This window comes from Ottowia thiooxydans (assembly GCF_040548795.1).
Taxonomy (GTDB): Bacteria; Pseudomonadota; Gammaproteobacteria; order Burkholderiales; family Burkholderiaceae_C; genus Ottowia; species Ottowia thiooxydans_A.
The window spans coordinates 37,243-59,537 of sequence record NZ_JBEPSH010000011.1 but is presented as its reverse complement, the minus strand read 5'-3'; the positions used below and the strand labels follow the sequence as shown (position 1 = coordinate 59,537).

At 59.5% G+C, this 22,295-nt stretch carries 15 protein-coding genes and 1 pseudogene; 8 read left to right on the top strand and 8 right to left on the bottom strand.

Annotation, left to right across the window (positions count from 1 at the left end; translation table 11 throughout):
• Positions 1 to 5: 5 nt before the first annotated feature.
• The 4 genes from ABIE13_RS23610 to ABIE13_RS23595 are packed head-to-tail and all read left to right on the top strand — an operon-like array spanning position 6 to position 9,307.
• Complete coding sequence (locus ABIE13_RS23610; protein WP_354448069.1) at positions 6 to 3,185, top strand: efflux RND transporter permease subunit; 3,180 nt, start codon at positions 6 to 8, stop codon at positions 3,183 to 3,185.
• Positions 3,182 to 6,562, top strand: a complete 3,381-nt coding sequence (locus ABIE13_RS23605; RefSeq protein WP_354448067.1) for an efflux RND transporter permease subunit — start codon at positions 3,182 to 3,184, stop codon at positions 6,560 to 6,562. The genes ABIE13_RS23610 and ABIE13_RS23605 overlap by 4 nt, the downstream gene beginning before the upstream one ends.
• A gap of 49 nt (positions 6,563 to 6,611) precedes the next feature.
• Positions 6,612 to 8,045 carry an efflux transporter outer membrane subunit gene (locus ABIE13_RS23600; RefSeq protein WP_354448065.1) on the top strand — a complete coding sequence of 478 codons (1,434 nt, stop codon included), beginning with the start codon at positions 6,612 to 6,614 and terminating at the stop codon, positions 8,043 to 8,045.
• On the top strand, positions 8,042 to 9,307 hold the full coding sequence (locus ABIE13_RS23595) for an MFS transporter (protein WP_354448063.1): 1,266 nt from the start codon (positions 8,042 to 8,044) through the stop codon (positions 9,305 to 9,307). The genes ABIE13_RS23600 and ABIE13_RS23595 overlap by 4 nt, the downstream gene beginning before the upstream one ends.
• A gap of 525 nt (positions 9,308 to 9,832) precedes the next feature.
• Here ABIE13_RS23595 and ABIE13_RS23590 read toward each other — a convergent pair.
• Complete coding sequence (locus ABIE13_RS23590; RefSeq protein WP_354448061.1) at positions 9,833 to 10,807, bottom strand: NADPH:quinone oxidoreductase family protein; 975 nt, start codon at positions 10,805 to 10,807, stop codon at positions 9,833 to 9,835.
• Positions 10,808 to 10,952: 145 nt separating this feature from the next.
• Here ABIE13_RS23590 and surE point away from each other — a divergent pair, with 145 nt between their 5' ends.
• From surE to rlmD, 4 genes are all read left to right on the top strand, one after another.
• Positions 10,953 to 11,738 carry a 5'/3'-nucleotidase SurE gene (gene surE / locus ABIE13_RS23585; protein ID WP_354448059.1) on the top strand — a complete coding sequence of 262 codons (786 nt, stop codon included), beginning with the start codon at positions 10,953 to 10,955 and terminating at the stop codon, positions 11,736 to 11,738.
• Positions 11,738 to 12,556 carry a protein-L-isoaspartate(D-aspartate) O-methyltransferase gene (locus ABIE13_RS23580; RefSeq protein ID WP_436278468.1) on the top strand — a complete coding sequence of 273 codons (819 nt, stop codon included), beginning with the start codon at positions 11,738 to 11,740 and terminating at the stop codon, positions 12,554 to 12,556. The genes surE and ABIE13_RS23580 overlap by 1 nt, the downstream gene beginning before the upstream one ends.
• A 22-nt stretch (positions 12,557 to 12,578) precedes the next feature.
• Positions 12,579 to 13,520 (top strand): peptidoglycan DD-metalloendopeptidase family protein, encoded by a 942-nt coding sequence (locus ABIE13_RS23575; protein ID WP_354448057.1) that lies wholly within the window; start codon positions 12,579 to 12,581, stop codon positions 13,518 to 13,520.
• A gap of 376 nt (positions 13,521 to 13,896) precedes the next feature.
• Positions 13,897 to 15,390: a 23S rRNA (uracil(1939)-C(5))-methyltransferase RlmD gene (gene rlmD, locus ABIE13_RS23570; RefSeq protein ID WP_354448055.1), complete on the top strand. Its 1,494-nt coding sequence runs from the start codon at positions 13,897 to 13,899 to the stop codon at positions 15,388 to 15,390.
• Between the two features lie 77 nt (positions 15,391 to 15,467).
• Here rlmD and ABIE13_RS23565 read toward each other — a convergent pair.
• From ABIE13_RS23565 to ABIE13_RS23535, 7 genes and pseudogenes are all read right to left on the bottom strand, one after another.
• Positions 15,468 to 15,569: pseudogene (locus ABIE13_RS23565) on the bottom strand (5-carboxymethyl-2-hydroxymuconate isomerase); the annotation flags it as partial.
• A gap of 100 nt (positions 15,570 to 15,669) precedes the next feature.
• The gene (locus ABIE13_RS23560; protein WP_354448053.1) at positions 15,670 to 16,995 is read right to left on the bottom strand and encodes an LLM class flavin-dependent oxidoreductase; all 1,326 of its coding nucleotides are present in this window, start codon (positions 16,993 to 16,995) and stop codon (positions 15,670 to 15,672) included.
• Between the two features lie 194 nt (positions 16,996 to 17,189).
• Entirely contained in the window at positions 17,190 to 18,296 is a 1,107-nt protein-coding gene (locus tag ABIE13_RS23555) for an ABC transporter substrate-binding protein (protein WP_354448051.1), read from the bottom strand.
• Positions 18,297 to 18,375: 79 nt separating this feature from the next.
• Positions 18,376 to 19,197: an ABC transporter permease gene (locus ABIE13_RS23550; RefSeq protein WP_354448049.1), complete on the bottom strand. Its 822-nt coding sequence runs from the start codon at positions 19,195 to 19,197 to the stop codon at positions 18,376 to 18,378.
• Between the two features lie 8 nt (positions 19,198 to 19,205).
• Positions 19,206 to 19,988, bottom strand: coding sequence for a class II aldolase/adducin family protein (locus ABIE13_RS23545; RefSeq protein ID WP_354448047.1), 783 nt, complete (start codon positions 19,986 to 19,988; stop codon positions 19,206 to 19,208).
• Between the two features lie 19 nt (positions 19,989 to 20,007).
• Entirely contained in the window at positions 20,008 to 20,871 is an 864-nt protein-coding gene (locus ABIE13_RS23540; RefSeq protein WP_354448045.1) for an ABC transporter ATP-binding protein, read from the bottom strand.
• Positions 20,864 to 22,213, bottom strand: a complete 1,350-nt coding sequence (locus ABIE13_RS23535; protein WP_354448044.1) for an NtaA/DmoA family FMN-dependent monooxygenase — start codon at positions 22,211 to 22,213, stop codon at positions 20,864 to 20,866. Before ABIE13_RS23535 ends, ABIE13_RS23540 begins: the two co-directional genes overlap by 8 nt.
• Between the last annotated feature and the right edge of the window lie 82 nt (positions 22,214 to 22,295).

Here is a 22,295-nt window from a genome sequence, read left to right as displayed (position 1 = left end):
GCGCCATGAATATCTCTAGACTTTTCATTCAGCGCCCCGTTGCGACTGGCCTATTGATGGTCGCCATTGTGCTGGCAGGTTTGGTGGGTCTGCGCTTTTTGCCCCTGGCGGCATTGCCCGAGGTCGATTACCCGACCATCCAGGTGCAAACGCTCTACCCGGGCGGTAGTCCTGACGTGATGAGCCGCACGGTCACGGCGCCCCTGGAGCGCCAGTTTGGCCAGATGGCAGGGCTTGATCGCATGGCCAGCACCAGTGCGGCGGGGGTGTCCATCATCACCTTGCAGTTCACACTGTCGCAGTCCATGGAATCCGCTGAGCAGCAAGTGCAAGCTGCCATCAATGCGGGGGCTTCCATGCTGCCGGCCGACCTTCCCGCCCCGCCAATCTACGCCAAGGTCAATCCGGCCGACGCGCCGATTCTCACTTTGGCCATTTCCTCCACGGCCTTGCCGTTGACCGAAGTGCAGAACATGGTCAATACGCGCCTGGCCCAGAAGATCAGCCAAATCAGTGGCGTGGGTCTGGTCACGCTGGCGGGCGGGCAACGCCCGGCTGTTCGTGTTCAAGGCAATGTGGATGCGCTGGCCGCGCTGGGCATGGGTCTGGACAGCGTGAGTTCGGCCATCAGCGTAGCCAACAGCAACAGCGCCAAAGGTGGCTTTGACGGACCCCAGCGCTCCTACACCATCAATGCCAATTCCCAGCTCATGACGGCTGCGGACTACCAGGAGCTGATCCTGGCGTATCGCAATGGCTCACCCGTACGGCTGAAAGACGTTGCCCGGGTGATCAACGGCTCGGAAAACAGCCGCTTGGGCGCTTGGGCTGCTATCCAGGCGGATCCCACCACGCAAGACGCTGCACCCCCAAAAACATCGCTGACGCCTGCGATCATTTTGAATGTGCAGAGACAGCCGGGCGCCAATGTCATCAGTACCGTGGACGCGATCAAAAAAGCGCTGCCCGGTCTTCGCGAGAGCATGCCCACGACCGTGAGCGTGGAGGTGTTGACGGACCGCACCACCAGCATCCGCGCTTCCGTTCAGCACGTTCAGATGGAGCTGTTGCTTGCCGTGGTCATGGTGGTGCTGGTGATTTTTTTCTTCCTGCACAGTGGCCGTGCCACCGTCATTGCTTCCGTCGCGGTGCCCATATCCTTGTTGGGCAGCATGGGGGCCATGTACTTGCTGGGTTACAGCTTGAACAACCTGAGTCTCATGGCCTTGACGATCGCCACCGGGTTTGTGGTGGATGACGCCATCGTCATGATTGAGAACATTTCCCGGCACATGGAGATGGGCAAGAAGCCGTTTCAGGCGGCTATGGAAGGCGCTGGTGAGATTGGCTTCACCATTGTCTCGCTCACGGTGTCTTTGATCGCGGTGCTGATTCCGCTGCTGTTCATGCAGGAGGTGATAGGCCGCCTGTTCCGTGAGTTTGCGGTGACGCTGGCCATCACCATTTTGATATCAGCTGTCGTTTCCCTCACGCTTGTGCCGATGATGTCGGCGCGCTGGCTGCGTACCCTGCATGCACCCACGGGTGGGATAGGGCGCTCAGTGCAGCGGGGGATGGACTGGGTTGTGGGCCGCTACGATAGGGGTTTGACCTGGGTGCTCAGGCATCAACCGCTGACCTTGCTCGTGGCGTTGGCCACGCTGGTGCTTACGGGCTTGTTGTACTGGGCCATGCCCAAGGGCCTGTTTCCCACGCAAAGCACGGGCCAGTTGCAAGTCCGAGTGCAGGGAGCGCCTGAGGTTTCTTTCGAGCGGATGTCTGCTTTGCAGCAGTCAGCAGCAGAAGCCATTCTTTCTGATCCGGCGGTGCAGTCAATCAGCTCCATCGTTGGAGTGGATGCGGTCAACAATACGATGCTGAGTGCAGGCCGCCTGATTGTGAACCTGCGCCCGCAAGGCGTTCTGGGAGATAGCCAGGACAGCATCATGCAGCGCCTGCGCTTGAGTGTCCTGCAGTCGACGCCAGGTGTTTCAATTTACCTGCAACCGACTCAGGACCTGACCGTGGACAGTGAGTCGGGCCCCACACAGTATCGTTTCGCTCTTGAAGGTGTAGATACGGCTCTGGTCAATGACTGGGCGCAACGTCTGGCTCAAGCTTTGCAGTCCGTGCCAGAAGTGCGCAACTCCATGACCGATGCAGGGGCCAGAAGCCTGACTGCCTACATCGACATCAACCGCGACACCGCGGCCCGGCTGGGCGTGACCGCCAGCGCGCTGGACAACACGCTCTATAACGCGTTTGGCCAACGGATTGTTTCCACCATCTTTACGGACACCAACCAATACCGGGTCATTCTGGAAGCTCAGCGCGATGAGGCGACGACTTTGCACGCGCTCTTGAATCTGCCGGTCCGTACAGGCAGCGGCAGCACCACACCGCTTTCCTCGTTTGCCACGGTGCGGGAGCAAAGCGCTTTGTCTCAAGTGGTGAGAGTGGCGCAGTATCCTGCCGCCACAGTGGGTTTTGACACGGCGCCGGGCGTGTCACTGGGTACTGCAGTATCGGCGGTGCGCGCCGCTGCGAGCCAGGCGGGGCTGCCTGAAGGGATCCGGCTTCGGCTCACTGGCGCATCGGGCGCTTATGAAAGCTCTCTATCCAACCAGCTTTGGCTTATTCTGGCGGCGGTCATTTGCGTGTACATCGTGCTGGGCGTCTTGTATGAGAGCTATGTGCATCCGCTCACCATACTTTCTACCTTGCCTTCAGCCGGAGTGGGTGCTTTGCTGGCGCTTTGGATGAGCGGGCGCGAACTCGACGTGGTGGGCGTCATCGGCCTGATTCTGCTGATCGGCATCGTGAAGAAAAACGCGATCATGATGATTGACTTCGCTATTGAGGCCGAGCGGGGGAGGGGAATGAGCCCCCGCGAAGCGATTCATCAGGCTGCACTTCTGCGGTTCCGGCCTATCTTGATGACCACGCTGGCCGCCATGGCGGCGGCGCTTCCGCTCATGTTCAGTGTCGGTGATGGCGCCGAATTGCGCAGACCCCTGGGGATTGCCATTTTTGGCGGCTTGGTGCTGAGTCAGTTGTTGACTCTATTCACAACGCCGGTGGTTTATTTGGCGTTCGATAGATTGGGGCGCAGCTTGGGAACTAGCCGCGGTCCTGAGCGCTTGCAAGAGCCAGCTGAGACCTACCCAGAGGCTCCAAGGCTGTGAACCTCTCGCGCCCTTTCATTGAGCGGCCCATCGCCACGGTCTTGTTGACCCTGGGGCTGGCGCTGCTGGGGATAGGCGCTTTTTTCCTGCTGCCGGTGGCGCGTCTGCCTGCTGTGGATTTTCCTGTGATTTCAGTCAGCGCCAATATGTCGGGCGCTTCACCGGCTGACATGGCGCGCTCGGTGGCCACTCCACTGGAGCGCACTCTCGGTGTCATTGCGGGGGTCAATGAGATGACCTCCCGAAGTCAGACCGGTTCAGCCCGCGTGACGCTGCAATTCGATCTGGATAGAAATATCGACAGCGCCGCACGTGAGGTGCAGGCTGCGATCAACGCGGCCCGCGTTGATTTGCCAGCCGATCTACGCTCCAATCCCACCTACCGCAAGGCCAACCCCGCATCGCAGCCGTTTCTGATATTGGCTCTGACGTCTACCACGCGTACGCCAGGCCAGATATACGATGCAGTCTCCAATGTCATCAGCCAGCGGCTTTTGCAAGTGGACGGGGTGGGGGACGTTGAGCTGGGAGGATCTTCACTGCCGGCAGTGCGCGTCGAGCTCAATCCCTTTTCAATGCAGGATCTGGGGATTTCGGCAGAAGATGTGCGCGCTGCTCTTCAGTCCAATAATGCCAACCGCCCCAAGGGACTGATCGAAGTCGGAAGCGGTTCCGACAGCCGCGCCCTGCAAGTCCTGACGCCCGCACCTGGCCTGCGCGCTGCCGATTATCGCCACCTGATCATCGCCTCTCGCGGCAACAACCAGGTTCGACTCTCTGATATTGCCGAGGTCACTGACAGCGTGGAGAACACGAGAACGCGGGGGCTCTTCAATGGCGCCCCGGCCATCGTGGTCAATGTCACGCAGGAGCCTGGCGCCAATCTGATCGAAACGGCAGATGCTATCGATGCGCTCCTGCCCATCTTGCGTGCGCAACTGCCGCAGGACATCAATCTGGACGTCGCCATCGATCGTACTGGCTCCATCCGTGCATCCGTGATGGAGGTGGAATTCACGCTTGTCATTGCCGTGATTCTGGTGGTGCTTGTGGTGGGGCTTTTTTTGCGCACGCTGCGTGCCGCTGTCATTCCCGCTGTGGCTACAGTGGTGTCGCTGCTGGGAACATTCGGGGTGATGTACCTGTGCGGTTTTTCACTCAATAACCTGACGCTGATGGCGCTGACCGTGGCGACGGGCTTTGTGGTGGACGACGCCATCGTGGTGCTGGAAAACACTTCACGCCACATGGAAGAGGGCATGCCACGCCGTGAAGCCGCCTTGCGCGGCGCTCGCGAGGTGGGCTTCACAGTGCTCACCATCAGCCTCTCACTGGTTGCCGTATTTATTCCCTTGTTGTTCATGGGAGGGCAGCCCGGGCGGCTGTTCAGGGAATTCGCCGTCACACTCTCAGCTGCGGTGATGATTTCGTTGGTGGTGTCTCTGACCACCACACCCATGATGTGTGCCATGCTGCTCAGAGTGGGAGCCAGGGATGCCACCCCTCGTCTGAGTCTGGCGCAGCGTTTGCGCGCGCGATTTCCGGTCTGGCTGGGGGGCGGGCCATCTACCGCCGCACCGGCCAGACAGTCCTGGATGACGCGCATCTATGCCCGCGCGCTCGATGCCTCACTTGCCGCGCCCTGGGCGGTGATGCTGGTTCTTCTGGTGGTGGTGGGGCTCAACGTCTATCTGTTCACGCATATTCCCAAAGGCTATTTTCCGGAGCAGGACAACGGCCAGATGATCGGTGGCCTGCGTGCCGACCAGAGCATCTCATCCGAGGCCATGGGCGACAAACTAGCGCAGGTTGTGGAAATCATCAGACGAGACCCTGCCGTAGGCACCGTGGTGGCATTTGCCGGCGGCAGCCGAACGGGGGGCGGATTTCTAGCTGCGGCGCTCAAGCCTAATGGCCAGCGCGGCGGAGCCACAGGGCGCGAGACGACGCGGCAGGTCATCAATCGGCTCAGGCCCCAGATGCAGGGTATCACCGGCCTGCGGGTGTTTTTGGGCCCGGTGCAGGAATTGCGAATGGGTGGGCGAAGCAGCAACTCGACCTACCAATACACGCTGACAGGAGACAACGCAGATGACCTGCGCACATGGACGACAAAACTCTCCGAACGTCTGAAGCAGGACGAGCGCCTGGTGGACATCGATGACGACCAATCTGACAACGGCGTAGAGACTTTTGTCAACATCAACCGCGATCAGGCCGCTCAGCTAGGCATCAGCCAGACCAGTGTGAATGCGGCCCTCTATGACGCCTTCGGACAGCGGACGGTGGCGACCATGTATCAGGATCTCAATCAGTATTCGGTGGTGATGGAGTGGGCACCCCGCTATGCCACATCCCCCGTGGTGCTGCGCGACGTGCTGGTGCCGGTGACGCTGGCCGTGTCTGCTGCAGCCGCTACTTCCCCCAGCGTGTTCCAGACCGCACCGCAAAACACCATGTTTTCGCTGCCCAATACCGCGCAAGCGATCACGGCCAATATGACGACGGGAAGCGCTGCGGCCAGCAGCACCTCGTCCAGCAGCACGCGTACCTCAGCCAACCCCGGCCAACGCAACGCCTCCACCGGACAGGCACTGGCTCAGACGGCAGCCACCATGGTGCCCCTGTCGGCATTTGCATCCTTCTCGGAGAGGGCCGTGCCTACGTCGGTGTTTCACGACGGCGGTGAGCTTTCTGCCACCATTTCGTTCGATCTTGCCGAAGGTGTGTCACTGGCTCAGGGCCGAGAGGCCGTGCTGGAGGACCAGGCCGAGATTGGCATGCCCAATAATGTCAGGGGCTCTTTCAGTGGTGCCGCTGCAGCCGCTCAGAAAACCCAGTCCGAGCAGACCATTCTCATCATCGCTGCCATCGTGGTGATCTATCTGGTGCTGGGGATACTCTACGAAAGCCTCATCCATCCGATCACGGTGCTCACCACCTTGCCCTCCGCCGGCTTTGGTGCATTTTTGGCGCTCATGGCCATGCGCATGGATTTTTCCATCATGGCCTTGATCGGCGTGTTCCTGCTGATCGGGCTTGTCAAAAAAAATGCCATTCTGATCATCGACTTTGCTCTGGAGGCCGAGCGCGCGCGTGGCCTTACGGCCGCTCAGGCAGTGCGAGAGGCCTGTCTGCTCCGCTTGCGGCCCATCATGATGACGACATTGGCCGCCGGGCTGGGTGCGCTTCCCCTGGCCATTGGCTTTGGTCAAGGCTCCGAGCTGCGCCAGCCCCTGGGCGTGACCATCATCGGTGGTTTGATAGCGAGCCAATTGCTCACACTTCTGACCACACCTGTGGTGTATGTGCTGCTCGATAAACTGCGCCGCCGTCAGCCTGATGAGACCCATCTGGCGCGCGAGGCCACTATCTGAGAAGGCGCTCCTGCTCCGAACGCCGCAGATTTCAAGAAATAGCTTCATCATGGCAGTCACGACTTATCGAATCATCACCCAGGGCCTATCTCTGGGTTTGCTCTTGCTGGTGGGAGCCTGCAGCATGGCGCCGAGAGACCCCTCTGCGCCGCTTGAGGTTTCTGCGTCCTGGAAAAACGCCCCTACCGCTGAAGGGTGGGTCAGCGCCGACGCGGCCCGCTCCTGGGATGCGGGCCAATGGTGGACGCTCTTTCAGGATCCGGTGCTGGCAGGTCTCATGGAGCGGGTGGACATTTCCAATCAGAACCTTGCCCTGGCGGTGGCCAATGTGGCCCAGGCCCAGGCTCTTTTGACTCAGCAGCAGGCTGCGCTGTGGCCCACCTTGGGTGTTCAAGGGGGCGTGCAGCGTTCGGGTGGGGGCGGATCCACAGGCTCCGGCAGCTCCCTTTCTGCCAGCTTGTCCGCCAGTTGGGCCCCCGATCTCTGGGGGCGTCTTGGCGATGCCGCCAGAGCACAGGCCGCCAACGTGCAAGCCAGCCAGGCTGACTTGGCCAACGCAAGGCTTTCTGCGCAAGGCAGCCTGGCCGCTGCCTACTTTGCCTTGCGTGAGGCTGATGCCGAGATCGCCCTGCTGGACGACACCGTCACGGCGTATGAACGCAGTACCCAGATTACCCAAAACCGCTATGACGCTGGTGTGGCTGCTCGCACTGATCTTTTACAGGCGCAGGCAACACTTCTGAGCGCGCAGGCCAACCGCACCGCGCTCGGCCGCAGTCGCGCCATTTATGAGCATGCTATCGCCTTGCTGGTGGGTCAGACTCCCGCAGACTTTTCAGTTGAAGCGCAGCAGTGGGTGGGCGTTGTGCCTGAAGTACCTGTCGGGGTGCCCTCTACCTTGTTGCTGCGCAGGCCCGACATAGCTCGCGCGGAGCGCTCAGTGGCCGCCGCCAACTTGCAGATTGGTGTGGCACGCTCGGCCTTTTTCCCCAATTTGACACTCAGTGCCTCCGGCGGGCCGAGCACAGGCTTTCCTGTCAGCAACCTGTTTTCAGCTTCCAATCTTCTTTGGTCACTGGGCTTGTCGGTTGCTGAAACTTTGTTCGACGCAGGTGCACGCCAGGCCAGGGTTGATCAGACCATGGCTGCGCGCGACGCCGCTATTGCGAGCTACCGACAAACGGCGCTGGCCGCCATGGGGCAGGTTGAAGATCAGTTGACCACCTTGCAAACCCTGGCTGTCCAGACCGATCAAACCCGCCAGGCCGCTGACGCTGCCGCGCGCGTTGAGCAGCAGGTGTTGAACAGCTACCAGGCAGGCCTGTCGGCCTATACCGCTGTGGTAACCGCTCAGGCCACAGCGCTGTCTCAGCGGCGCGCTCTGTTGCAGCTTCAATTGCAGCGGCAACAGGCGGCGGTAGGCTTGATTCAGGCGTTAGGCGGAGGCTGGCAGGCGCCATGGGAAGCAGTTGCTACCCCATGAACACCCCACCACCCCTTAAAAACGCGGAAGTGCGCGAATCGGCTTTTGCAGAATTGAGGCGCGAGCGCCCCTTCATGCGCCTTTGGTACGCCCGCTTGCTGGGTACAGCAGCCGCCCAAATGTTGATGGTGGCCATTGGGTGGCATATGTACGACCTCACCGGCAGTGCCTGGGACCTGGGCCTGGTCGGTCTATACCAGTTCGCGCCCGCACTGCTGCTGGCCTTGGTGGCTGGCCATGTAGTGGATCAGCACCACCGGGGGTTCATTCTTGCGATTTGCCTGGGTATGCAAGGCGTCGTGGCGCTCGTGTTGCTGGCCGCGCACCTTGCCGGCCACGACTCGCGTGGCTTGCTCCTTGGCCTATCTTTGCTACTGGGCTGTGTTCGCGCCTTTCAAATGCCCGCCCAGCAGGCGCTGATTCCTTTCCTGGTCCCGCCAGGGCTTCTTTCCCGCGCCATGGCGTTCTCATCTTCCGGCATGCAGGCGGCTGTCATCGGAGGACCTGCGCTAGGGGGTTTGCTCTTTGTGGCTGGTATGCCGGTGGTCTACGGCGCCTGCGTTTTCCTGTTCGCAGGTGCCTGCGTGCTGGTCTCGCGAATGGGCTATACCCACCGCCCTCCAGCCAGGGAACCTGTGACCGTAGCCACTTTGCTTGCAGGTGTGCGTTTCATCTGGGACCGCAAGCCAGTCTTGGGCGCTGTCTCTCTGGATCTGTTCGCAGTCTTGCTGGGTGGAGCGGTAGCGCTGCTGCCCATCTTCGCCAAAGACATTCTTCATGTTGGCCCCTGGGGGCTGGGTCTGTTGCGCGGCGCGCCTGCGGTAGGCGCCCTGGTCATGTCCATCTGGCTCACACACAGGCCTATAGAAAGGCGGGTAGGGCGCACTCTTCTGGTGTCCGTAGGAGCATTTGGCGTTTGCATGGTGGTGTTTGGTTTGTCCGAAAGCTTTGCCTTGTCTCTGGTGGCGCTCGCTATTTCCGGCGCTGCCGACATGGTCAATGTCGTGATCCGGCAGACACTGGTACAACTGGAGACCCCCGACGCCATGCGCGGGCGCGTCAGCGCGGTCAATTCCATCTTTATCGGCGCCAGCAATCAGCTCGGTGAATTCGAGTCGGGAGCCACGGCGGCGCTGATAGGACCGGTGGGTTCGGTTGTGATGGGCGGTGTAGGAACCGTGTTGGTAGCGTTGGCCTGGGTGAGGGTGTTTCCGACTTTGGCAGGGCGGGATGCCATAGGCGAGGGACGCGAAAGGGTTTGACGGAAAGAGCCAAAGAGTCCCTCTCATCGCATTCACCCGGTTAGAACCCATTTCGCTTGCGACTGACTATCCCAGGGCCGAGCGAAGCAATGGCCCGAGTCAAGCTCCCAACCCCTTTGGCCGTGCTGAGGAGCGCAGTGCCCAAGGCGGGCAAGAGCACTGCAAGATGCTCTTGCTTCGTGATCTAGCTTGCGGCAGCTGTCTGAGCAGAGAGAGCGAAGCGAATGCCGCGAGTTCTGCCGCACCGCCTTGGGCACGAGCACCGGAGGTTGCCCGTAGCGCAGCGCAGGGACGCGGACTTGGGGCCGCCTTTTCTTGCGCCAGGTTCTTTTGGCGGAGCAAAAGAAGGTGGCTGCGCTGCCGGGCGCACTCCCCGGCCTCCGACCTCAATGAAAGAGCAGAAGGTAATTAGAAAGCACAGACAACAACTCAACCGCCGCTTGCCCCCCTGGTTGGCCGTCCCCGCCGATCCCTCTCCCGGAAAAGGAAGGGAGAGGGCCTTTCACCTCTCGAATCCCCCAACCCCTAATTCACCATCACCAACTTACCCTTCACCTCCCGACTATTCATCCGCTCATAAGCCGCCTTCAATTCACTCATAGGCATTTGCCTGTCGATCAAGGGTTTGATCTTGCCTTGGGCGTACCACTGGGCAAGCTCCTGCATAGCAGCCGCGTTGGCCTTGGACTCCCGGCTTGCAAAATCACCCCAGAACACGCCCACAATGCTGGCCCCTTTGACCAGCGCCAGATTGATCTTGATCGCTGGGATATCGCCAGCGGCAAAGCCGATCACCAAATGACGGCCTCGCCAAGCGATGGAGCGGAAGGCTTTTTCGGTGAAATCGCCCCCAACCGGGTCATAGATGATGTCCGGACCCTTGCCTGCCGTCAGCTCTTTCAGGCGCTCGCGCAAATCCTGAGTGCTGTAGTTGATGGTCTCGTCTGCACCCAACTCCTTGCAGAAGGCGCATTTCTCGTCCGTTGACGCCGCGGCGATCACCTTCGCGCCGGCCAGCTTGGCAATCTGGATCGCAGACATGCCCACGCCGCCCGCCGCACCCAGCACCAGCACTGTTTCGCCGGCCTTGAGCTGGCCGCGATCCAGCAATGCATGATGGCTGGTAGCGTAGATCATGATGAAAGCGGCCGCGTCTGCAGGCGGAAAGCCGGGGGGCAAAGGCATGCACAGCTTGGCTGGCGCCAAGGCGTGCGTACCAAACCCGCCTGTGCCGGGCAGGCATGCCACAGACTGGCCCACCTTCAGCTCGGTCACATCTTCCCCAACGGCCTCAATCACACCGGCATACTCGGAGCCTGGAACGAACGGCAGTTTGGGCTTGAACTGGTATTTGTTCTGAACAATCAGAAGATCAGGAAAGTTCAGGCTGGCTGCCTGGATCCGGATGAGCACCTCGCCTTTGCCCGGTTGGGGAGTGGGCAATTCCTTCCATGTGAGCGCATCAACCCCTACAGGGTCCTCGCAAAGCCAAGCGTGCATAAAGTCTCCTAGTTTCCGTCAATGCGGGTGATGATAAAAGCAACGGAGCTGCCTAGATCGCTTGAATGTCACTGCCGCGACGGGGCCTTCTGGGTTGTGGAGGCTCCGCGGCACCCTACAATCGGTTGCATCTGATTCTTATCCCATGAAAATTCTGCTTTGCAACGACGACGGTTTCCAGGCTCCCGGCATTGTGGCGCTCTATGACGCGCTCAAGGACATCGCCGAGGTCGAGGTGATCGCGCCCGAGCACAACAACAGCGCCAAATCGAATTCGCTCACGCTGTATTCGCCGCTGTATGTGCACCAGGCCGCCAACGGGTTCCGGTACGTGAACGGAACTCCTGCCGACTGCGTGCACATCGCCATGACGGGTTTGCTGGGCTACCGGCCTGATCTCGTCGTTTCAGGTATCAATAATGGTGCCAATATGGGCGATGACACCATCTACTCCGGTACCGTGGGTGCCGCCATGGAAGGCTATCTGTTTGGCGTACCCGCCATTGCGTTCTCCCAGGTGGAAAAAGGCTGGGGCCACATAGACGCCGCTGCCGCCACGGCACGCGACGTGGTGGCCAAAATTGGCCAGCATCAGCAGGAGGGTGGCAAGCCATGGCTGTTGAACGTGAATATTCCCAATCTGCCGTTTGATCAGATCAAAGCGCCCAAGATTTGCCGACTCGGTCGGCGACACGCCGCTGAGAAGGTCATTACACAGACCAGTCCACGCGGGGACACCATGTATTGGATAGGCAGCGCCGGAGCAGCGTTTGACGCCGCAGACGGCACCGATTTCCATGCTACCGAGCACGGCCACGTGGCTATTACGCCATTGAAAGTCGATCTGACAGACCACGACGCCCTGGGCTACTGGTCTCAGGGGCTGGGCCATATGTGGGGCGCCAGCGCAACCAGCGGGGCGAAAAACTGATGGCAGCACCTCCACGTCCGGGGTTTCCCGCTCGCATCCATAACATGGGCAAGACGTACAACGCGCCCGGAACCCGTCCGGCAGCACGCAGGCCGGGGACTGGTGGTTCTTCATCGTCGGCGCCGGTTTCTGTTCCAGAGGCGGGTGGCGTCATGATGCCGGGGCGCGACAGCATTCCAGCCCGTGCTCGCATGGTTCAGCAATTGGCTGATTCCGGCATTCGAGATCTTCAGGTCTTGCGCGCGATGGGTGCCGTAGACCGGCATCGATTCGTCGACGGCGCCCTGGTGCCACAGGCCTATGAAGACACGGCGCTACCCATTGGCTTGGGGCAAACTATTTCCAAGCCTAGTGTGGTGGCCCGCATGATCGAATTGCTCATGCAGGGCGGTCTGCGTGGCCCGGACGGCAAGCTTGGCCGTGTGCTGGACGTCGGCACAGGCTGTGGATATCAGGCGGTGGTGCTTGGCCAGGTGGCCAGCGAGGTCTACAGCATTGAACGTTTGAGAGATTTGCACGAAAAAGCCCGCGCCAATCTGCGTCCCATGCGGATAGCCAACGTACACTTGATCCTGGGCGACGGAATGGCTGGTTTCGCCAAGGGTGCGCCATATGCTGGCATCATTGCAGCTGCAGGTGGAGAAGCCATTCCTGATGCCTGGATTGAGCAGCTTGCCTATGGTGGCCGCTTGGTAGCGCCCATTGCCACGGCGCCTGGTCAGCAGGCACTGATGGTCGTGGACAGGTCTCGCCAAGGGGTGCAGCAAACTATTTTGGAAGCGGTTAACTTCGTGCCCCTAAAATCGGGTGTCGCGTAACGCGCAAAGGATTGTTTTGTTTATGTTTTTCTTCTCAGGAGAAGGCCGGGCTGTCCCAGCTTTTCTTGCCTCCCAAGGGGAGCGGGCTGGTATTCGTCCGGCTCTGAATGTTCGGAGTCGAGCTGGTCTCGCGTCACTTTTTGTGGCTGCTGCCGTGCTGTCAGGTTGCAGCACTACGTCAACCACGCCAGCGCCAGTCGAAGATCGCGGGGTCAGCAGTGCCCCCCGGCCTGCAACGGTCGCAGTCGATCCCGCAACGCTTCCAGGTGCCGAAAATGCGGGTAAACCGGGTTTCTATACCGTGCGGCCCGGCGACACCATCATGAAAATCGCTACCGAGGTCAATCAGCCCTGGCGCGATATCGTTCGCTGGAACAATCTCGAAAATCCGAACCTCATCGAGGTCGGCCAGGTGATGCGCGTGATTCCACCTACAGCAGGTGCCGTTACCGCAGCACCTGCCATCGGCACCCCTCCCAAGCCGGGTGTGGCTGTGGCGACGCAGACTACACCGGGCGTCACGCCCTCTCCGGTCACTCAGCCATCGGCGTCCGCACCAGCACCGGCGCCTGCTCCCGCACCCTCAGCCGGAGCCGATGATGTGGCGTTTATCTGGCCCGCCAGTGGTTCAGTTATCGCCGGATTTGATGAAGCCAAAAACAAGGGCGTGGGTATCGGTGGTAAGGCCGGTGATCCCGTCCTGGCGGCCGCTGACGGCAGGGTCGTCTACGCGGGTTCCGGTCTGCGCGGCTATGGCAACCTCATCATCCTCAAGCACAACAACACTTTCCTGACGGCCTATGCCCACAATCAGGCGTTGCTGGTCAAAGAAGATCAAAGCGTTAAAAAAGGCCAGAAGATTGCTGAAATGGGCTCTAGCGACACAGATCGTGTCAAGCTGCATTTCGAAATCCGCCGTTCCGGCAAGCCTGTCGATCCTACGCGTTACCTGCCATCTCGGTAAGCATCTCGCAACCGAACGGCGGCGCGCCGCTTTGTCTTTGAGCTAGCGATGGATACAGCTTCCTGAAGATTAACTTTCTCTCCCATGAGACCTGTCGAAGCGCTTCGACAGGCTCAGGGCGAGAGGTTGGTCCCTGAAGGTGGCTTATCCGCAAGCTGGAGGACGAGTACCCAGTCGGCTGCACTCTCAGCCGAGCCATGAAAACTCATGTGATGCCGGGGCAGCACAAGGTTTTTTGACGCCATTTTCGACGTCCATGCTCGGTCAGGTTTTGCAGCGGACGTTTATGTTGTGAAGCTACGCGCCCTTTTTGAATTGGCATGACAAAAAAATTAGCCGCAGGTGCGGCCCCCACGTCTGATGGCCTGCGTTGCCCATGGCGAACATCGTCCTCGGTAAAAGCCCTGCGAGGTCATTGCCTGTGACCTCCGTTGTTGAAAACGATGTGGCCCTCCCGGTCTCGGATGAGGCCTTGCCAGAGGGATGGCTGCGGGTCGAGTCGCTAGACATCGAGGCCCAGGGCATTGCTCGTCGCCCCGATGGCAAGGTGGTGTTCATTGATGGCGCCTTGCCCGGTGAACTGGTTTCGGCCAACGTCCATCGCAAGAAAAATAATTGGGAAGCCGCCACGCTGACTCAGATTCATCGTGAATCCAGCCAGCGCGTGCGTCCGGGTTGTCCGAATTTTGGGTTGCATGCGGGCGCTTGCGGCGGCTGCAAAATGCAGCATCTGGACGCCAGCGCGCAGGTGGCGGTCAAGCAACGTGTCCTCGAGGACAACCTTTGGCACCTTGGCAAAGTCAAGCCTGAACTGATCTTGCGGCCCATTGAAGGTCCGGCCTGGGGCTACCGATACCGCGCGCGATTGTCCGTACGCTATGTGGAGAAAAAAGGCCAGGTGCTCATCGGCTTCCATGAGCGCAAGAGCCGATATGTGGCCGACATGCGGCAGTGCCCCGTATTGCCGCCGTACGTGAGTGCACTTCTCCTCCCGCTGAGGGACTTGATTTATGGCATGGACGCGCGCCAGACCTGCCCGCAGATCGAACTCGCGGCGGGTGACTCCGTCACGGCTATGGTCTTGCGCCATCTGGATCCGCTTTCCGCGGGAGACCTCCAAAAACTGCGTGATTTCGGAAAGCAGCATGCAGTGCAGTGGTGGCTACAACCCAAGGGGCCTGATACCGTCCAATTGCTGGAAGAAGGCGGACCGGAGCTGTCCTACACCTTGCCTGACTTCGGCATCACCATGCCGTTCAAGCCGACGGACTTTACCCAGGTCAACCCGCATATCAACCGAGTGCTGGTCACGCGCGCGCTTCGCCTGCTCGATGCGCAAAGCCATGAACGGGTCATCGACTGGTTCTGCGGTTTGGGCAATTTCACCTTGCCTATCGCCACTCAGGCAGGTGAGGTGCTGGGGATTGAGGGTAGTGAAGCCCTGGTGGCTCGTGCGCATCAGAACCTGGAGAGAAACCGGGCCTCGTCTGTACCGGCGTTGGCATTGAATGCGAGCTTTGTCGCTCGCAACCTCTTCGATATGACCGCGGAGCTGCTGGCAGCCGATGGCTATGCTGATCGCTGGCTGGTGGACCCTCCTCGCGAAGGCGCTTTTGCGCTTGTCAAGGCGGTAGCGGCCATTCACCAAGCGCGCATCGGCGCCGAAGACGCAGAGCCGCTGCCTGAAAATGCCCGCGACTGGCAGCCTCCAAAACGCATTGTGTATGTGAGCTGCAATCCGGCCACACTGGCCCGAGACGCAGGTCTTCTGGTGCACCAGGCAGGCTACCGCTGCGTATCAGCCGGTGTGGTTAATATGTTCCCTCACACAGCCCACGTGGAGAGCATGGCCGTGTTTGAATTAGCCTAGTGCCCTTAGGCAAGCGCCCCCGCCCCGAGGGGCAGGGCGTTGGCTGCACGAGCTTTGACAAGCCGGTGTCTTTAGGCTCAACCTCGCGCAAACAAGGGATGCAAGCTGCTGTGCTTGGCATCAAAGACTTGGCCGGGACTTTCGTCTATCTGCAGCGTCACGCCGACCGGCCGTTGGGCAAGCGTGAGGCGGCCTGGGTGGAGAACCTCGAGAGGAATGGGTCGCCGTGAGCCCTATGAAGCCATGACTGCTTCGCACTTCATTGAAAGCTCCGCTGTCCTAGCTGCCAGCAGGCCTTAGCCCCAGGTTCTCGCGCAAGGTTCGACCTTCGTACGCCGAGCGAACCAGCTTGCGGCGCTGCAGTTCCGGAACCACTTGGCCTACGAAGTCACCCAGGCCTTCGGGAAGAGTGAGCGGCATGATGTTGAATCCATCAGCCTGTTGGTCCTGGTGCATATGCTCCAACTCGTCCGCGACGTCTTGCGCAGTGCCAATCACATAGCGGTGGCCACGCGCACCGGCCAGCATCAGGTAGAGCTGGCGGATGGTCAACTTGTCGCGCCGCGCGACTTCCAACAGCACCTGCTGGCGGCTCTTGCTGCCGTTGGTTTCGGGCAAAGCATCAGGCAGAAGAGAGTCTGGTGGATAGGCTGACAGATCCATTCCGCCCGTGGCGTTGTAGAGCAGGTGGTGGCCCACTGCAGGATGCACCAGCGCATCAAGTTCATCCTTGATCTCTTGCGCATGAGACCTTGATTGGCCTATGACTGGTGCCACGCCAGGCATGATCAACAGGCTACCTGGGTCTCGACCCGCCTCAGCGGCTCGTGATTTCACCTTGGCATAGAACGCCTTGGCACTGTCCGCAGAGGGCTGGGCGGTGAACACGATGTCGGCAGTCCGCACTGCCAGTGCCACTCCGGTGTCAGACGATCCCGCCTGCACCACGATTGGCCTGCCTTGAGGTGAGGCCGCAATGTCCAAAGGACCGCGCACTGAAAAGTGGTGACCTTTGTGGCCCAGCACGCTCAGGCCCTCAGGGTTCAGGAAAACGCCGTTTTCCGCGTCATCCACAATGGCATCGGGTTGCCAGCTGTTCCAAAGACCCAGCACCACGTCGGCAAATTCTGACGCCCTGTCGTAGCGTGAATCGTGCGCGGCATGGCGTTCGTGTCCAAAATTCCAAGCCTCTGGATCGTTTTGTGAGGTCACCAGATTCCAGCCCGCGCGCCCCTCGCTAATCAGGTCCAGCGAAGCGAACTTTCTGGCCACATGAAACGGCTCGTTATAGGTTGTGGACGCCGTCGCGATCAAACCAATGTGTTTTGTGGCGGAGGCCAAGGCCGAAAGCAAAGTCAGCGGCTCCAGCCCCAAAGTGCGCGCCGAATGGCTGATAGCCGCTGTGTCAGTCGTGCGCACTCCTAAAAAGTCCGCCACAAACAGGAAATCCAGAAACCCGGCTTCAGCCTGCCGCGCAATCTCCAGATAGTGCCCCAGATCCGTCGCCGGATTGTGCCTGCGCCCCGGCCTGCGCCAAGCCGCCACATGATGCCCATCCGCCAGAAGAAACAGACCCAGACGAATGGGCGGTTTAGAAGTACTCATTGAAATCCAAAAAATAATCGTCAGACTGCCCAACCAATTCGTTCCGAGCTAAGAGGCGTCTCGGCTACGGCGCGCCAGCGCCTCAGGGGATCCAATACCCCCACCAAAAGGCCGCGGAGCAGGTCATCCGTGAGTAGCCGCGGAGCTGGCTGCGTCCCCCTCGGGGGGGATGGCGCGCCAGCGCCTCAGGGGGGTCAGTAATACGTTGCGTAAGGCTTAGCCCGAGCGGTGGCTGCGGCCCACTGCTGCGAACTCAGTGTGGTCTTCCCCGCAAAACGAAAATCGAATGCTTGCGTGATCGGCGGAACGGGAGTGTTGGGCTCTCCCAGAAATTTGACAATCAGCTCCGTATATTCCTTCAGCTCCTTCGCGTCCGCCGTTCCCAGGCCGGTCTGACGTGCAGCATCTGAATTGCCGATGTGTTGATACAGTCCCAGGCCAATCTTGGCGAACTCTGGACCGGTGGAAGAGAGCTTGACCTCAGGCGCGGCCTTGAAAAACAAATTGAGCGCTCTGTCAGGCTCTGTCAATGCAATCTTGATTGCTTCCAGCAGGCCTTCAGTAATGTTGCGGACCAGCTCGGGGTCTGATTCCAGAATGGAGTTCTTGGTTACCAGGGTATGCCCATAGGTTTCCAGACCTACCGCAGCGTAAGGCAAATAGCGCGGCTTGAGGCCCTGGGACAAATAAACGGGCGCAGAACTGCCGATCACCGTGCTGTTGGCCTCAGCCAGCTTGTTGATCACGGCGTGCGTGCTGTTGTCAAAGTTGACGGACTTGATACTCTCCGGATCCACGCCAGAGCGCCTCAGGTACTCTGGCAAAAATATGCTGTCGCTGGTCGTAAGAGTGCGCCCCACGGTCCGGCCGGAAAGGTCTGAGGGTTTGCGCACTGGGCTGTCATCGCGCAGCCCGACGGCCCAGCCGTTGGTGTATGACGTGATCGCCACTCCGCGCAGCGGCAATCCCTTGGCAACACTCAGCACCAGGGACGGGAACTGCGAAATGGCGAAATCCAGTTTGTCAGAAGCAACGCTCTGCAGAGCCGGGAACGATCCCTTGTGGCTGAAGAGTTCCACATCCAATCCGCGCTTGCGCCAGATATCGGTTTGCTGTGCCACCTGCGGGTAAAGCGTGCTGCCCTGCGGAACATAAGGCAGGCCAAAGCGTATCTTGCGCAACTTGCGGCTCTGAGCAAAAGAGGGCAGCGAAGTGCTGGCAGCCGTCAGGGCCAGTGCCTTGACGAGCTGACGCCTGCTGTTGGATATGACCCGTCCAGGGACTATGTTCTTATCAATCATGCAATAGGACTCCGGTTGCTTTAGGTGAAATGGGGGCCATGGATTCGCGCAAGGACGCGACGCCGAAGCAAGGTTGTTTTCAGAAGGTGCGGTACTTTCGAAGCACCACTTTTTCAACCGCGGCCACGATGCCAAAGAGCAGCATGCCCCCGGTGCTCAAACAAACCACTGCAGCAAAGATCAGCGCCGTGTCGGCTTTGGATGAGGCGAAGAGAATCAGGTAGCCCAGCCCACGCTGAGAGGTGATGAATTCGCCCACCACAATGCCGATCAGCGATAAGGACACAGCAATCTTGCTGCTGCTGAAGATGTAGGGCAGCGCAGTGGGAACGCGCAGCGTCTTGAAAATCTGCCAGTTTGTCGCGCGCAAGGACTGGGCAAACCGCACCAGGTGGGGCGGCGCGGTAGACAAGCCGGTAATCGTGGAAATCATGACCGGAAAGAAGCCCATGAAGGTGGAAAATGCCACCCGCGATTCGGTCTCTATGCCAAACCAGACAATGAACAGCGGTGCGAGCGCAATCTTGGGTGTGAATTGCAGCAGCACGAGGTTCGGGAACACCGCCTCTTTGACTGGCTTGTAGAGCGTGATCAAAAAAGCGAGAACCAGGCCCAAGGTCGTGGCGCAAAAGAAGCCCAGTACCACCTCACTCAACGTGGCAGCCGCGTGCGGCCAGATCACCTCATAGCCACGAAACAGCACGCTCACCACATCGCTGGGTGCGGGCGCCGTGGCTTTGGAGACTTCAAAGAACCGGCACGAAAATTCCCACAGCAGCAGGGCGCACAACGCTGTCAGTGCAGGCACCGCAATTCGGCGCAGGCGCTCCCAGCCATCGAACGCCGGCGCGGTCAGTACAAGGCTCTTGGAGCGCAGGGTGGCCACTTTCTCAATACTCATGGCGCGACCTAGGTTTTGTATTCAGGGCTGACGTCGTCCAGCCAGCGGATGAGTGCGGGCCAGTCCCGGCTCTTCTCGGTGATGCCGCCACGCCCTCTAATTTGGTTGGCAGCGTGCACAGAGACTTCTTCGCGCGGAATCACGATGCCGTCCACACCGCCTGCCGCCTGGAGGGCCGCAAGCTGCGATTGCGCCGCATACTCAAAAAAGTGGTGCTCCACATATGCCTCAGGAATGGTCCTGCCACCAATCAGCACCCCATGGTTGCGCATCACCAGAAACTGCTTGTCGCCCAGGCTGGCCAAAATGCGGTCACGCCCGGCCACGTCGAATTCGAATCCGTCGAAGTCGTGATAGGCCAAATGGCCATGGAAGCGCACCGCATGCTGAGTGATGGGCAAAAGCCCCACCTTCAGTGCAGACAGCGCCATGTTGGCTGGCGTGTGGGTATGAAATACGGCTTGCAGATCAGGACGACCTTGTAGAACACCGCCGTGAATGACCTGACCGCCTGCGCTGATGGAATAGGGGCTATCCAGCAGGCGCTTACCCGCGAAGTCGTACTTCACCAGGGAAGAGGCCGTAACCTCGCGAAACAACTGCTGCTCTCCCTTGATGAGGTACGCCTCATCCTCTGCGGGCACCCTGGCGGAGAGGTGGTTGTAAGTCAGGTCAAAGACGCCGGTCAGGGCCATCAGGCGGTAGGTGGCAGCCAGCGCCACGCGTGTCTGCCATTCCTGTGGAGACACCTGGCTGGCGACGGAACGAGTTGTTTGAATGGTCTGGCTCATGAGTTCGTGGGGAAATGATTCAAACGATGTTCTGGGTCTGTGTTTGGATTTGCTGACGGAAGCTCTCCAGCCGCTGGCGGAACAAAGCGTTGGGCGTGCGTGCCGAACTGCCTGGCTCATGGCCGGAAATCAGGTCGCGGATCTGCGCTTCCAGGTGTCTGAAATCCGGCGAATGCAAGACATCAGCAGGCCTGCGCGGCCGCTCAAACGGCACAGAAATATCAGCAATGATTCGCCCTGGCCGGGCTGACATCACCAGCACCCGGTCAGACAGCAGCAGCGCTTCTTGAATGCTGTGCGTAATCAGCACCACGGTCTGGCGCAGGCTCTCCGTCAGCTCCAGCAGCAGCAGGTTCATTTCGTCGCGGGTCAACGCGTCCAGTGCGCTGAAAGGTTCGTCCAAAAGCAGAACGCGAGGCGAATAGGCCAGGGCGCGGCAAATGCCCACCCGTTGCCTCATGCCTCCAGACAATTCATGTGGAAGTCGGTCCTTGAATCTCTCCAATCCAAGCAACTCGAGAAGGGCCGCAGCTTGAGGCTCCACGCGTTTTACGGGAATGCCGCGAATTCGCGCCGGATAAAGCACGTTCTCCATGACACTTTTCCATGGCAAAAGCGTGGCGTCCTGAAAGACAATGCCTACTCTGTCGCTGGGCTCGATGACTTTCTTGCCTTCAACTTCCACCTGGCCGGAATCTGGTTGATCCAGTCCTGCCATCAGCATGAGGGCCGTACTTTTTCCACAGCCACTGGGGCCCACCAGAGACACAAACTCGTTTTGCGCAATCGACAGATCAATGTGCTGTAGCGCCTCGGTGTAGCCACTACGGCCCCTATAAGTTCTTCCGACGTGGCGAAAGCTGATTTCCGGTGTCTCAGCCATGGCTGGCTGCATGGACGTTGGCCGGGCGGCTCAGGTTGAAGTGTTCCCGGAGGGTAGAGCCTGAATATTCTTTCCTGAAAAGGCCGCGTGCCTGCAATTCCGGAATGACCAGTTCCACAAAGTCTTCCAGAGCACGGTCCATATAGGGCGGAAAGATCATGAAGCCATCCGCGGCTCCGGCTTCAAACCATTCCTGAATGAAATCGGCCACCTCCGTGGGACTGCCCACCACTTCCTTGAAGATCTCATGCCGGCGGTAGTAGCGGAACAGGTCTGCGAGTGAAATGTTGTCTTCTCCGTAGAGCCAACGCGCTGTGCGCAGGTGCTCTGCAGCGCTTCCAGTCGCAGCCAACAGCGCCGGAACCTCCGAAACGGGCGTGGCGGGCTCCGCCCCATCCAGCGCCACACCCAGGCCTTGCGCGAGAGCGTCGATGTCAATGGGTATAGGCCACGATTGCTGCACCTGGCGGTACAGCGCATGCGCTTGCTCGGAAGTTTTCGCCGTGTAGACCGCAATGCCTGGAATCACGAAGTGCTCATCAGGATTACGGCCTGCGGCGGCGGCGCGGCTTTTCAGATGCGCATAAGCCTGTTTTGCACCGTCAAAGCCCAAAGTAGACGAATCAGTGAACTTGATATCTGAATATTTAGCGCCTAGTTCAATCGAATGGTCTGAACGGCCGGCATTGACGATGGGTAATTGTCCTTGAATTGGACGTTCGACATTCAGCGGGCCCTGAACTGAAAAGAATTTCCCCTTATGAGAAATCTGGTGAATCTTATTGGTGTCAAGAAATGGTTTTTCCTTGTTGCCCAATATGGCGTCATCTTCCCAGGTGTCCCACAAAGATTTAACAACCTCCACAAACTCTGTTGCCCATTCATAACGTAAGGAATTGTCCCAGTGTTCCTTTCTGCCATAGTTTTGTGCAGCCGATTTATCCTCTCCGGTGACTATATTCAAACCTATTCGGCCATTGCTCAGGCGGTCCAGTGTCGCCGTGGCCCGGGCAACGCTGTAGGGCTCTGAATAGGTGACATTGGTGGTGACCACAATGCCGATTTTTTCGGTGACGCCAGCGACGAATCCAGCCAGCGTCAGGGCCTCGGGCCGAAGCACCTGGTTGGGGCGCTCGTTCTGTAGTTCCGTGGAAGAGGAAACGCGGTCGCCTATGAAGAAAAAATCAAACTTCCCGGCTTCTGCGATTTGCGCAGATTTCTTGAAAAGATTTCGGTCAATATCCGCGCCCGTGCGTGCGTCAGGCAAGCGCCAACCGGCAGGGTGAAATCCAAAAGGCCATATGGTGAATCCCAGGTGCAACTGGCGCGTCTGCTTTGTCAATTTCTAGTTCCAATATAAATTTGATTCTGTCAATTCGGCTGCTCTTACTGACAGTCGCAGCTTAACTTGAGGAATTAAATTT

Excerpts from the sequence above, each read along its gene's own strand:
- ABIE13_RS23610 (WP_354448069.1), top strand. The coding sequence starts at position 6 with ATGAATATCTCTAGACTTTTCATTCAGCGCCCCGTTGCGACTGGCCTA.
- ABIE13_RS23600 (WP_354448065.1), top strand. The coding sequence starts at position 6,612 with ATGGCAGTCACGACTTATCGAATCATCACCCAGGGCCTATCTCTGGGT.
- ABIE13_RS23595 (WP_354448063.1), top strand. The coding sequence starts at position 8,042 with ATGAACACCCCACCACCCCTTAAAAACGCGGAAGTGCGCGAATCGGCT.
- ABIE13_RS23590 (WP_354448061.1), bottom strand. The coding sequence starts at position 10,807 with ATGCACGCTTGGCTTTGCGAGGACCCTGTAGGGGTTGATGCGCTCACA.
- surE (WP_354448059.1), top strand. The coding sequence starts at position 10,953 with ATGAAAATTCTGCTTTGCAACGACGACGGTTTCCAGGCTCCCGGCATT.
- ABIE13_RS23580 (WP_436278468.1), top strand. The coding sequence starts at position 11,738 with ATGGCAGCACCTCCACGTCCGGGGTTTCCCGCTCGCATCCATAACATG.
- ABIE13_RS23575 (WP_354448057.1), top strand. The coding sequence starts at position 12,579 with ATGTTTTTCTTCTCAGGAGAAGGCCGGGCTGTCCCAGCTTTTCTTGCC.
- rlmD (WP_354448055.1), top strand. The coding sequence starts at position 13,897 with ATGGCGAACATCGTCCTCGGTAAAAGCCCTGCGAGGTCATTGCCTGTG.
- ABIE13_RS23560 (WP_354448053.1), bottom strand. The coding sequence starts at position 16,995 with ATGAGTACTTCTAAACCGCCCATTCGTCTGGGTCTGTTTCTTCTGGCG.
- ABIE13_RS23555 (WP_354448051.1), bottom strand. The coding sequence starts at position 18,296 with ATGATTGATAAGAACATAGTCCCTGGACGGGTCATATCCAACAGCAGG.
- ABIE13_RS23550 (WP_354448049.1), bottom strand. The coding sequence starts at position 19,197 with ATGAGTATTGAGAAAGTGGCCACCCTGCGCTCCAAGAGCCTTGTACTG.
- ABIE13_RS23545 (WP_354448047.1), bottom strand. The coding sequence starts at position 19,988 with ATGAGCCAGACCATTCAAACAACTCGTTCCGTCGCCAGCCAGGTGTCT.
- ABIE13_RS23540 (WP_354448045.1), bottom strand. The coding sequence starts at position 20,871 with ATGGCTGAGACACCGGAAATCAGCTTTCGCCACGTCGGAAGAACTTAT.